This window comes from Ornithinibacter aureus (assembly GCF_009858245.1).
Lineage (GTDB): Bacteria > Actinomycetota > Actinomycetes > Actinomycetales > Dermatophilaceae > Fodinibacter > Fodinibacter aureus.
Genome location: NZ_VMSB01000001.1, coordinates 2,626,825 through 2,639,183, shown reverse-complemented (window position 1 = coordinate 2,639,183; position 12,359 = coordinate 2,626,825). Strand labels below are relative to the sequence as shown.

At 72.0% G+C, this 12,359-nt stretch carries 10 protein-coding genes; 1 reads left to right on the top strand and 9 read right to left on the bottom strand.

Annotated features, from left to right (window positions below; genetic code table 11):
• The first annotated feature begins 2 nt into the window (after positions 1 to 2).
• Positions 3 to 2,528, top strand: a complete 2,526-nt coding sequence (locus tag C8E84_RS12560; RefSeq protein ID WP_159902622.1) for a CHAT domain-containing protein — start codon at positions 3 to 5, stop codon at positions 2,526 to 2,528.
• Here the strand turns inward: C8E84_RS12560 and cysE are convergent.
• The 9 genes from cysE to pnuC form a co-directional block, all read right to left on the bottom strand.
• Complete coding sequence (gene cysE / locus C8E84_RS12555) at positions 2,521 to 3,114, bottom strand: serine O-acetyltransferase (protein ID WP_159902620.1); 594 nt, start codon at positions 3,112 to 3,114, stop codon at positions 2,521 to 2,523. The genes C8E84_RS12560 and cysE overlap by 8 nt on opposite strands.
• A 1-nt stretch (position 3,115) precedes the next feature.
• Complete coding sequence (gene cysK, locus C8E84_RS12550) at positions 3,116 to 4,051, bottom strand: cysteine synthase A (protein WP_159902618.1); 936 nt, start codon at positions 4,049 to 4,051, stop codon at positions 3,116 to 3,118.
• A gap of 232 nt (positions 4,052 to 4,283) precedes the next feature.
• Entirely contained in the window at positions 4,284 to 5,726 is a 1,443-nt protein-coding gene (locus C8E84_RS12545) for an AMP-binding protein (RefSeq protein WP_159902616.1), read from the bottom strand.
• A 22-nt stretch (positions 5,727 to 5,748) separates the two neighbouring features.
• Positions 5,749 to 6,354, bottom strand: a complete 606-nt coding sequence (locus C8E84_RS12540) for a phosphohydrolase (RefSeq protein ID WP_159902614.1) — start codon at positions 6,352 to 6,354, stop codon at positions 5,749 to 5,751.
• Positions 6,347 to 8,269: a vWA domain-containing protein gene (locus tag C8E84_RS12535; RefSeq protein WP_159902612.1), complete on the bottom strand. Its 1,923-nt coding sequence runs from the start codon at positions 8,267 to 8,269 to the stop codon at positions 6,347 to 6,349. Before C8E84_RS12535 ends, C8E84_RS12540 begins: the two co-directional genes overlap by 8 nt.
• Positions 8,266 to 8,961, bottom strand: coding sequence for a potassium transporter Kef (locus C8E84_RS12530; RefSeq protein WP_246196922.1), 696 nt, complete (start codon positions 8,959 to 8,961; stop codon positions 8,266 to 8,268). The genes C8E84_RS12535 and C8E84_RS12530 overlap by 4 nt, the downstream gene beginning before the upstream one ends.
• On the bottom strand, positions 8,958 to 10,526 hold the full coding sequence (locus C8E84_RS12525) for an AAA family ATPase (RefSeq protein ID WP_159902610.1): 1,569 nt from the start codon (positions 10,524 to 10,526) through the stop codon (positions 8,958 to 8,960). The genes C8E84_RS12530 and C8E84_RS12525 overlap by 4 nt, the downstream gene beginning before the upstream one ends.
• Before the next feature lie 9 nt (positions 10,527 to 10,535).
• Positions 10,536 to 11,642, bottom strand: a complete 1,107-nt coding sequence (locus C8E84_RS12520) for an AAA family ATPase (protein ID WP_159902608.1) — start codon at positions 11,640 to 11,642, stop codon at positions 10,536 to 10,538.
• Complete coding sequence (pnuC, locus tag C8E84_RS12515; RefSeq protein WP_159902606.1) at positions 11,639 to 12,253, bottom strand: nicotinamide riboside transporter PnuC; 615 nt, start codon at positions 12,251 to 12,253, stop codon at positions 11,639 to 11,641. Before pnuC ends, C8E84_RS12520 begins: the two co-directional genes overlap by 4 nt.
• Positions 12,254 to 12,359 lie beyond the last annotated feature (106 nt).

The following is a 12,359-nucleotide window of genomic DNA, read 5'->3' as shown; positions in this document are numbered from 1 at the left end:
TCTTGGCCGAGGCTCGTCACGCCAACGAGGTCGGCAGGTTCGAGGAGGCCGCGACCGCACTCGATGACGCACTCGAGCAGTTGGCGGAGTCCGGGCACCCCGATGCCCCCAGAACGAGCACGCGCATCCGCATCACGCGTTCGTGGTCCGAGCTCGAGCTCCACGGCCTGGGCTCGGCTCTGGCCATGCTCCGACGCGCTCGTGCGGACGCCGACCGGCTCGACGACCCGATCCTCACCGCCCTGACCTACATCCAAGAGGGCACGCTGCACGGTCGGGCCGGGGACTGGTCGTCGTGCCTCGCAGCCTTGACAATGGTGGGGACACGCGAGGAGAGCCTCGACTCTGCCCAGCAGTGGGCGCTGCACCTCAACCTCGGGCAGGCCTACCTCGGGGTCGGGCGGACAACCGAGGGCGCGAGGGAGTTCGAGCGAGCCCGAGACATCGCGGTCGCGCACGAGCTGGTCGACCAGGAGTTCAAGGCACGGCACAACCACGCCGTCGCGGCGTTTCTCGACGGCGACATCGCCCGCGCCCTCGTCCTGATGCGCCAAGCCGACGCCATGGATGCCGCGGTCTCACGTGACCGGGCCCGGTTGGACCAGGCCGAGGTGCTCCTCGAGGCAGGGCTGGTCGATGGCGCCCGCACCGCCCTGGCCGAGGCCCTCACCGCAGCCCGCATCGAGGGTCACCGGCTCGAAGAGGGCGAGATCAGCCTGCGGCTGGCCCGGTGCGACCTGCTCGCCGGCGACCTCGACGGCGCTCGACGCCACGTCCGCCAGGCGACCGCGGCCTACCGCACCCGCCAGGCGGTCGAGCTGGTGCGCGAGGCCGAGCTCGTGCGGGCCACCGTGGACGTCGCCGACGGGCGCGACCTCCCCGCGGTGGTCGCCGAGATGGCCCGCCGCACCGACCAGACCAGCGCCACCACCACGACCGACAGGGCCGCCGTGCGGCTCGAGGCCGAGGCCCGCCTCCTGCTCGGCGACCTCGACGGGGCAGAAGCCCGACTGGCCGGTCTCGGTCGCTCACACCGTGAGTCGCTGCCCTCCCGACTGCACGAGACGCTGGTGCGCGCCCGACTTGATGTCGCCCGCGGGCGGCACGTCGAGGCCGAGCGCCGGATCACCACCGGCAACCGGCTGCTCGCGGCGCACCAGTTCCAGTCATCGAGCCTCGAGGTTCGCGCCGCCCTGGCCCTGCACGGTCGCCGCCTGGCGCTCTTCGACGTCGAGCGCTCGATCACCGACGGCGACGCGGACGGCATCCTCACCAGTGTCGAGCGATGGCGGGCGATCTCGCACCGGATCAACCCAGTCACGACATCCACCGACCCCGAGCTCACGACCCTGACCCGAGAGCTGCGACGCCTGCGACGGCTGGTGTCCGAGCACGAGGGTCAACCCCCTGCCGACCTCGCGAGCCAGGTGGCCCACCTCGAGGAGGAGGTGTCACAACGCGAGTGGAGCCTGACCGTCGCCGGAGCGTCCGTGACGACGGTGCCCCCGGTCGACTCCGACGAGGCCCGCGGCGCAGCAGCCGACCGGGGCGCCACCATCGTCGAGTTCTTCGAGCACTCGGGCGCCCTGTGGACCATCGTCCTCGAGGACGGACGGCTCGACGTGACCCGGATGACCTCCGTCGACACCGTGCGCAAGCAGGTCACCCGACTGCGCCGCGACCTGCGGGCGCGGGCGATGGTGACCCCCGACTCCCCCATGGGTGCCGTGCTCGCGCGCGCCACGGCATCCTCACTGGCGGCGGTCGACACCACCCTCAACCCGAGCGGGAGGGCGAGCGCCCGGGTCGTCATCATCCCCTCGCGCAGCCTCGCGGCGGTGCCGTGGAGCCTGCTGCCCAGCCTGACCGGCCGACCGGTGACCGTGGCCCCCTCGCTGACCCGCTGGGTTCGGGGCGCCACCCGCGGGGGTTCGGCAGCCGCACCACCGGCACACCGCGCGCCGGTGGCGGCCCTGTACGGACCGGGGCTCGCGCGCACCGGCCCTGAGATCGACGCCGTGCGGGCCGCCTGGTCCGTCAGAGCGAACGGGCCGACGGGGGCGACGGGGGCGACGGGGGCGATCGACGTTGCGACGAGCGATGACGTCATCCGCGCCCTTGACGGCGCCCGGGTGGTGCACCTGGCCGCCCACGGCACCCACGAGGCCCAGAGCCCGCTGTTCTCCAGCGTGCAGATGGCCGACGGACCGGTGTTCGCCCACGAGTTCCCCCGACCGGTGGCCGCGGAGCACGTCGCGCTCTCGGCGTGCGACGTCGGGCAGTTCTCCACCCGCACGGGCGATGAACCCCTGGGCCTGGCCACCGCGTTGCTGTCGCTGGGCGCCACGAGTGTGCTCGCGGCGGTGGCGCCGGTCGCCGACCACGTCGCCGCCGACGCCATGGTCGCCTACCACCGGGTGCTCGCCACCGGCGAGGATGCCGCGACCGCGTGGGCGGGCGCCGTGTCCGCCCATCCCGGCGCCGGGGTCTTCTGCCTCTACGGCTCGGACTGGCGAGCGGTCAGATGAACAGGGCCGGCTCGGCGAACAACGCCTCGTAGGGGTCCTCGCCGGGGCTCCCCGGCATCCTGACCTGGGCCGGGATGCCGGTCGCGACCGCACCGGCGGGCACGGACTTCACGACGACCGAGTTGGCGCCGATCTGCACGTCGTCACCGATCTCGATGTCGCCGAGCACGCGGGCCCCGGCCCCGATCGTGACCCGGTCCCCCACGGTCGGATGCCGTTTGGTCCCGCGCGCGAGCGAGCGGCCGCCCAGCGTGACCCCGTGGTAGAGCATGACGTCGTCGCCGACGACCGCGGTCGCGCCGATGACGACGCCCATGCCGTGGTCGATGAAGAAGCGGCGGCCGATCTGCGCCCCCGGGTGGATCTCGACCCCGGTGAGGGCGCGGGCGATCGTCGACAGGATGCGGGCCGCGGGGCGGGCCGCGGGGTTGAGCCACAGGCGGTGAGCCGCCCGGTGGATCCAGATGGCGTGCAGCCCGGGCGAGTTCACGGCGAGGTCGGCGCGCGACTGGGCTGCGGGGTCACGCAGCATCGCGGCGTCGAGGTCTTCCGAGATCATCGCCCGGGCGGCACGGATCCAGCTCATGTCAGTCGACGAGCCCGTCGAACAGAATGGTCGAGAGGTAGCGCTCGCCGAAGCTCGGGATGATCACGACGATCGTCTTGCCGGCGTTCTCGGGGCGCGCGGCGACCTGGGCGGCGGCGGCCAACGCGGCACCGGAGGACAGGCCGACGAGCAGCCCCTCCTCGGTGGCGGCGCGTCGGGCCCACTGCACGGCCGTGGCGGCGTTGACGTCGATGACCTCGTCGTAGACGGCGGTGTCGAGGATCTCGGGCACGAAGTTCGCGCCGATGCCCTGGATCTTGTGCGGGCCCGGAGCGCCGCCGTTGAGGATCGGCGACTCCTCGGGCTCGACGGCGACGATCTGCACGCTGGGCTTGCGCTCCTTGAGCACCTGGCCGACGCCGGTGATGGTGCCGCCCGTGCCGATGCCGGCGATGACGATGTCGACCGCGCCGTCGGTGTCGTTCCAGATCTCCTCGGCCGTGGTGCGGCGGTGGATCTCGGGGTTCGCGGCGTTGGCGAACTGGCGGGCGAGCACGGCACCCTCGCGCTCGGCGACGATCTCCTCGGCCTTGGCGACCGCACCCTTCATGCCCAGCGCGGGGTCGGTGAGCACCAGCTCGGCGCCGAACGCGCGCAGCAGGGCGCGACGCTCCTTGCTCATCGACTCGGGCATCGTCAGCACGACGTTGTAGCCGCGGGCTGCCCCGACCATGGCGAGCGCGATCCCGGTGTTGCCCGAGGTGCCCTCGACGATCGTGCCGCCGGCCATGAGTTCACCGCTGGCCTCGGCGGCATCGATGATGGCCACGCCGATGCGGTCCTTGACCGAGGCACCCGGGTTCTGGAACTCGAGCTTCGCGGCGACGGTCACACCCTCCGCGGCATCGATGATCCGGTTGATCCGAACGAGCGGGGTGTTGCCGACGGCCTGGGTGACGTCATCGAGGATGGGCATGCGAGGTCTCCAATGCGAACGGGGTGTGACGACTGCAACCTCCGGGCTGCTTATGCGTATTCCAACAGAGCGTTATTCGCTGGCACAACGCGGTCTCGTCAACCGCCCGGCGAGCGGTGGCGTCGGCCCTGGCCACACGGCTGCTGGCTGAACTTCTCCGTCATCCCTGTGACGGCGGAGAAGTTTCGGCGTGGCGGAGATATATCCCCGTCCGGACCAAACAACCCCGCCATCACTGTGATGGCGGGGTTGTTTCGTCAGGCCCCATGAGCCCGACACCCAACGACCCCCGTGGCCACCCGTCCCCCACGCGATCGGCCGCACTGAGGTATCGGCGCGGTTTCCCCTCACCCAGGTCGCTGACCTGCCCGACCTGCACCACGTCGACGACCCGGCCCAGCAAGGTGGTGAGCGCGCCGGCGATGGCCACGGCATCCCCACCCGCGACGCGGGCCACGACCGAACCGTCGGTGGCCTGCTCCACGCTCCAGCCGAGCGCCCCGTGTGCCTGCAACTGCTGGGTGAGGTCGACGCAGGGCACGACCTGCCCGCGGCCGTCGACGAACCTGGTGTGCTCGCGTCCTTCGAGGTCGGCGATCCCCACCCCGCCGTCAGGCAGGCGGACGAGCCGGCCGAAGTCTCCGCACCGGTACCGCACCAGCGGCAGCAGCGGGTTCTCACCAGCAGTCACGACGATCTCGCCGACCTCGCCGTCGGGCACCGGGTCGCCGTCGGGGTCGAGCACCTCGACGAGCACTCGGCGGTCGAGCACCCGGAACGGTCCGTCGTCGAGGCGCACGGCGATCTGCCGGGTCTCGTGCAGCCCGTAGACGTCGAAGACCGGGCAGGCGAAGGCCTCCTCGAGCTCGGCGCGCAGGCCCGCCGAGAGGGCCATCGCTCCCGAGAAGATCGCGAGCGGGCGCACCGCGTCAGCCAGCGTCAACAGTTCGGCCAGGCTGGTCGGGTTGCCGGTGATGACCTGCGGGTCCGCGTCGCGCAGGAACGCCTCCCGGTTGCCCTGCGCGCGCCAGGCAGCCAGGTGCAAGTTCACCCGGGCCATCGCCCGCTGCTCGAACCCGCTGATGACCGACACGTAGGTGAACGCCTGCCGCTGGTGCACGAGCTGGGTGAGAGCCAGCCGTTCACCGTCGGGCTCCCACGTTATCCCCTGCTCCCGCACCAGCTGGACGAGGAGGTGGAACCCGCGCGCGACCTCCTCGACGTCGTCGGGGATGACGAGGGCAGCACCGGTGGATCCCGAGCTCGAGCCGTGCACCATCCGCCCGAAGTCGGCGTCGAGCGGCACGAACGACGCGAGGTCGTCGACGAGGTGGCCACGCCCCACGGGAGGAAAGTCGCGCAACTCCGCCAGCCCCGGCATCCCCCGGTAGTACACCAGCCGCCGCGCGACCTCGAGGTGCTCCTCCAGCCACCCCTGCGTCGGCAGTGGCGACGCGACCCGGGTGATCATGTCGGCGGTCAGTCGGTCGCCGGTGGCGTGGGTCCAGGTGGGGCCGGCCGGATGCCGTCGCCACCGTTCCAGCCGGGCCGCACCGTCCGTGGTGAGCGTGGGCCAGCGCTGCGCGTCGCTGAGGACGGCCACCCGGCCCGGCACGTACTCGTCGAGGGCGAGGGGGTCCGGGACGTCCGGGTCGAACCCAGCGGGCTCACTCACCTCCGACTCACTCACGACCGACTCACTCACTGCTGTACCTCGCGGCCGCCTCCTGGGCGCGCGCCTCGGCGAGGCGGCGCGCCAGGTCTGCGCGATGCCGTTGCACGGCGAAGGCGTCGGCGAGCGCGGCGTCGCGGCTCAGGGAGTCGCGGGCGTCGAAGAGGGAACGCGCCGTCGCGGCATCCTCCCCGGCGGGCAGGAACCCGGACCACAGGAGGTAGGTGCGGGTGGCCTCCTCCCGGCGCTCGTCATCGGCCAGCCAGTCCTGCGGGTCCACGACGGGTGCGAGGCGCAGTGCGAGCGCGTCGACCCCTCGCGGGTGGGCCCAGCGCGCCGACGGGGTGAACGGGCCGATGAGGTCTTCGCTGGCCCGCAGCCACAACCCGATCGCCGCCCCCGTGCGCACCCGCGGGTCGTCGACGAACGGGATGGCCGCGAGGGGCGAGCCGACGACGTCACCGGCGAGGGCACTGATCGAGACGGCGTCGTCGAGGAAGGGGCGGGGCACGGTGGCGAGGCGGGCGGCGACCTCGGCCAGCGGGGGGCCCGGGCGGGCGGCGGCCCAGGCCTCGTCCTCCGAGGTCGCCACGGCGAGCCAGGCCGCGAGCAGGGCAGCGCTGTCAGCCATGGAGCACCTTCGCGAGCCAGGAGCAGATCTCGGGAGCCTGGTCCATGGTGTCGAGGTAGAGCACGTCGTATCCGGCCTCGGCCGCGAGCGCGTCGACGCTGCGCCGGTGGTCGAGCAGGACCAGCGTGGCGGTGGTCAGCTTGGCGCGGGTGTCCTTCGCGACGTGGGCGAACTGCCCGTTGCCGACGCCGAACATCGAGACGAGACCATCGTCGGAGAGGACGACGAGGTGACGCACCATGTCGTCACGGGCACGTGGCAGCGGCCGGTAGCGCGCGTCGAGCAGGTCGAGGGGGAAGCTCGTGCCTCCAGCGAAGAACCACGCGAGGTCGTTGACGATGCCCACGTGGTCGCGACTGAAGTCACTGCCGGCGACCTGCCCGGGTCCTGAGAAGCTCGTGACCCGCACCCGGCCGCCGCCGCGCAGCACCGACAGGGCGAGGATCGTCCCGGCGAGCACCGCCGGTGAGCCATGGCTGGGGTGGGGCATCGAGCCGGAGGAGTCGATGTACAGGTCAAGCTCGAGGCCGGCCTCGTCGAGGAGGGTCGGGTCGTCGTCGAGGTAGGTGAGTCGACGCGTCGTGACCCCCGGGATCACGACACTGCCGGCCTGCAGGGTCTGCGGCCAGTCCAGGTCGGCGAGGTCGTCCCCGACCTCCCAGGCGTCGATCGGGCCGGGAAGCTCGGCCGTCGGCTGTGCTGGCCGCGGCCGGGTGAACGGCCGCACCCACGGCGCCGCCTGGGCGCGGTAAGCGGCGGCGAGGACGGCGGCGGCGTCCGAGGTCGCGTAGATCTCCAGGGTGCGTGCCACCCCGAACCCCTGACCCCCGTCAGGTGCCTCGTCGTCGCCTCCCCGCTGGTGGTGGTCGCCCTGCCGCTGAGCTTCGTCGACGTCGTCGAAGCCCTCCGTGTCACGCGTGGGGACCGGGCCTGACATCCGTCGATCAGCCAGCACCCGACCCACTTCTTCGCCGGTGGCGGGTGCGCCGTCGGCGTTGCACGGGAATGCGGGGGAGGCGCCGTCCACGACGCCGGCGCCGGTGCCGGTTCTCGTGAGTCCCTCCTCGACGAGGTAGGGCGCCGCAAGCACCCCAAATCGCAGCGCTCCCCCGACCGGATCAGCGGCAAAGGTGCGCACCAGTCGAGCGGCGAGTCGGGCGTCGGCCTCGGGGTGGGTCGTCACGAACCGAAGCAGGTCGAGTTGGGCTTGAGCCGTGGCGGCGCGTGCGGCCCGCAGCGCCTTCTCCTGCTCGCGATACCGCTGGGGGATGTCGTCCAGGTCGGGACCGTCCGTGATCGGCGCGGCCCGCAGCGCAGTGTCCGCAGCCGGCGGCTGCCGTGCGGCGAGCGTGCCGGCGGGCAACCCCCACGTGAGCTCGTGGCACCGCACATAGACCCACCACAAGCGATTCGTGGTCTTCAGACCTGAGCGGTAGAACAGGCGCGCGAACCGGACGATGCCGGGCTCCCCACCCGGCCCCCCGGCGGCATCCCGCACCCGCTGCAGGTTGGCGACGCGGGCGTTGACGAGCAGGTCGCTCCACAGGTTAGACAGCAGCGCGAGGTCCTGCTCGCGCAGTGAGGGAGCACCCGCGGCGAGGAGGGCCCGCGCGAGCTGGTGGCGGATCTTCAGCGCGTCGATGCGGGTGCTGGGGGCGAGCACGTGGTGCCCGATCTCGTGGGCGAACACGCTCTCGAGCTCGGCGCTGCCCCCGAACTGCTCGACCATGACCGGGTCGACCGTGATCTCCGGTGGGAAGGTGAACCAGGCAGGCGCACCGTGCGCGAGCCCGGCACCAGGGGCGAGCCGGGCGTCGTGCAGGTGCACTCCCCACAGGTCCAGGGCCGACTCCCACGCCTCACGCGCCGCGCCGGTGAGGGGCACCTCGTGTCGCGCCGGAGCGGTGGCGTTCACGCGGCATCCCGAACGAGCACCCACGCGAGGTAGGAGGTCGGTTGGCAGACGATCGAAACGCTGTGATCGGATGCCGGGTCGGGGGCGTCGTCGAGGCGCGTGAGTCGCGATCCCCACACGTCGGCGTCCAGCCGCCACCAGGTGTCGCCGGCGAGGATGCCGAAGGCACCGGGTTCGCTCAGCGCGAAGCCCCGGGTCGGCGGTGCCACCCAGGCTCCCCCGAGGCCGGCGAACCCGCCGACGGAGCAGACGTAGCCGCGGTTGGCGGCACGCCCCGGCCACCAGAACCGGTCGGTGCGTTGGCGTTCGAGGAAGCTCGCCAGGTCGTCCACGGCCGGGCCCAGAGCCGCTGAGACCACCCGGCGGGAGGTGACGTCCTCGGCCGGAAGCGCCTCGATGCGGGCCAGCGCATCGTCTCGCAACGCCATGGCCCCGGCTCGCCACGCCGCCACCGCCACCACGGTGACGGCCATCTCCCGCGCCATCGCGAGGTCCGCGTGGTAGCCGGCAGCGAATGCCAGGGCGAACCGCGTGGGGTCCCCGTGGGCACGCTCGACGTTGCGGGTGGCCAGGGACAGGTCCAAGCCCAGGACGTCGAGCGCCGTCGCGGACCTGATGCTTCGGGGGATGGCTTCGTTGGCGAGGTGCCCCGGCATCGCCGTGGTGCGCGTCGTGGCGGCGGCTGCGCTCACGACCGCTGCGCCCAGCGCGCGTAGGCGGTGTACCGCTGGTGGAGGTACTTCAGGGTGGTGAGGTCGTCGAAGTCGCGGCCGTAGAGCTTCTTGGTGCGTGACACCGCCCGGATCCGCGACTCGATCTCGGTGATCCGCCGCGAGACCTCGACGGCCGAGACGCCGTCCAACCCGGCATCCAACTGCGCCAGAAGGTCGCGGACCGGGTCCTGCTTTCCGCGGCCGAGTGCCTCGAACTGGCGGCACGACTCGGTGAACAGGTCGCTGAGCCAGCTCATGACGTCGGTGGCCAGTTCGCGCTCGGCCCCGATGTCGAAGCGGGGGTGGGTGGGGTTGGGCAGCAGCTTCCCGCGCAGGACGAACGGGAGGATCGCGGCGACGTCGTCGACCCCCACCTCGTCGGCACGGCGGAACCACGCGATCGCCTTCGCGTAGACGACGAGGGTCTGCAGCGCCCGCACCGACAACCCGTTGATCGTCTGAGCGCCGAGGTCGGTCGCGAGGTCGGCGCCGGTGTTCGCGTCGATGACCTCGCCAACCCGCCCGCCGGCCGTCGTCACGGTGTCCTTGGTGCGGTACTCGAAGCGGCGGCCACCGTGCTGCACGAACTCGAAGTGGCTGAGGAAGAACTCGAGCCTGCGGCGGATCGGCGCCGGGACGGGAACGGCACGGATCTGCGCCCGCATCGCAACCTGCTCCTCGCGGGTGAACACCAGGTCGCCGGGCACGTGCTCCTCGGGCTTCTCCCCGGCCTCGACGCGGGTGATGAGCTCGTCGAGGAAGCGGCTGTTGAAGCTCGCTGCCTGCACGGTGACGTCCATGCGGTCGCGCAGCGCCTGGATGACGGGGAAGGTGCCACCGCCCGCATCGTCGTTGGCGGTGAAGAACCAGCTCTCGACACCCTTGTCGGGGTTGGTCGCGTGCACCTGGTCGTGGCTCTCGACGTAGCCCTCGGCAACCATGGTCAGCAGGGCCGACTGGGTCTTGGTGGGAATCCGGTTGTACTCGTCGATGATCTTGACCGGCCGCGTCAGCCAGCCCTTCCACGCGATGGTGATCTCGCTCAGGCTGGCTGCGTTGATGAGGTCACGCGGCAGCGGGATGCCGACGAGGTCACTGATCGTCAGCTGCGGCTGCCCCTGGCGCACCCCGCGGCGCACCTCGTCGGACGACGACCCGGCGAGCACCCCCATGAGCACCGCCACAGTCGTCTTGCCGCGGCCCGGGCCGCCGATGAGCAGGCACTTGCCGCCCACGGCGAAGGTGAGCAGGGGCAACAGGACGTTGGACGAGTACGAGGCCTCGGTGGGCAGGGTCAGGGTCGCACCGGCATCCCCGAGGGGAAAGGACACCGGCAGACGCGTGGAGAACTCGATGTCGTAGTACGGCGAGATCACCGCCCGGTTGACGATCCAGTAGTACGACTGCCGCAGCTTCTCGTCCAAGGACCTGTCGGCCGGCTGGTCGTGGTCGCGGAAGAGGTCCTCTGCCGTCCACTGGTCGACACCCCCGGAGACGGCCGGCGTCGTGGGTGAGGTGGAGATCTTGAGCCAGCGGTTCGCCATCAACGCAGCCTAGTGGTGGGGATGGGCGTCGCTGCTCTGGGCGGCGTGGCGGGCAAGCGCCACCTGCTCGTCGTGCGGACGCCCTTCGAGGGGCGCGGCGAAGGTGAACCGGCGTGCCATCGCGGCGCGGATGGCGGGGACGGATGCCGTGAGGCGCTCGGTCACGCTCCCCCGCACCTCGAGCCACGGCACGACCTGGGCGGCGAGGACGTCACGGAAGCGCTGCTGCATGTCATGGCGGATGGCTTCACCGTCGCGCAGGCCGTCCTGGACGAACGGGATCTCGTCGCCGGTCAGCACGTAGAGGTCGGGGGTGTGCGCCGCCGCCCGGGCCATCAGCCGGGGTGCTGGGGAGCCGACATAGCGCTCGTGCCACAGGGCCGTGGCGAGCACGTCCGTGTCGCAGACGAGGAGCGGTGTCGGCACCCGGCGCAGGGCGCGCTCCTCGAGGGCGACCTGCCGATCGGTGATGAGGTCGAACTCGTCGCTGCGCCACGGGGCCGTGAGGCCACCCTCTCGGGCCACCGACCACTCGCGCCCGTACTCAGGCACCCACAGCGTGCCGAGGTGGTCGGCGAGCGCCACCGCCAGGGTGGTCGACCCGGTGGACTCGGCGCCGAGCACGACGACCCGGGCCGCGAGCGAGGCCCGCACCGACGGCGCCAACTCGCTCCAGTGGCCGGCGAGGTCAGCGCGGATCGCCGTGCCCGACACTGGGTTCCGCACCCGGCCGGCGTCGACCTGCACCCACTCGGCGCCAAGACGGCGGGCGAGTTCCTCGCCGTACGGGTCGCAGGTGAACACGGCATCCACGGGCTCGTCGAGCAACCCGGCGATGACGGCGACGTGGGCGTCCCACGCGCTGTCGGACTCGAAGTCGACCGGGGCGTCATCCAGCTCGGCGACGACGTGCACGCTCGGGTGCTCCTCGCGGACCCACTCGGCCCGGGTCTGCACCGCGATGGACTCGACCGAGGCCCCGAGCACCTCGACCGTCACTCGCTCGCACTGGCGCTGGGCCTCGCGGATGAGGTGGGAGTGGCCACTGTGCAGCGGGTAGAACTTGCCGATGACGAGTCCGTGGCGGTGCCGGTGGCGCTGCCGCTGCCGCGTCATGCGGGCACGGGGCTCACGGCCGCGGCGGGGGCGACACCCTGGGACTGCTCGACGCGGCGCCAGGCCCGCCACCCGTGGACGCAGAGCCCGACGAACAGGGCGTAGAGCGCGGCGATGACCCAGAGCCCGGTGGCGATGGACAGGGCGACGAAGGCGATGTCGACGGCGATCCACACGAACCAGGTCTCGAGCCACTTCCGGTTGAGCATGTACTGGGCGACCATGCTGCCCGCCGTCGTCGCGGCATCCGCGAGCGCGACCTGCGAGTCGGTGAACGAGGTGAGCACCCACACGAGCACCGCAGTGAGTGCCAGCCCCGCGGCGATGAGCCCCGGCACGGCACGGTGTGGGGTGCGCGCGATGTAGCCGCTGTCGTGCTCGACCCCACGCGTCCAGCGCAGCCAGCCGTGCACCCCCAGCACGAGGTAGAGCACCTGGAGGGCGGCCGCCGCGTAGAGCCCGGCCGGTAGGAAGACGACGAGGAACACGATGTTGTTGGCGATCCCCACGGGGTAGTTCCAGATGTTGCGCCGCGTCGCGAGCAGCACGCACACCGCGCCGGTCCCGAACCCGACGATCTGCATCCACTGCTCGAGCATCCAGTCGATCACCGTTGCACCCTACGAAACACGGCCCGGACGCGGAGGGTGAGCTCACGGCATCCGATGGGTTGACGCCTGTCACAGCTCAGGTGAGCGAGCGCTTACCGCGGCTAGG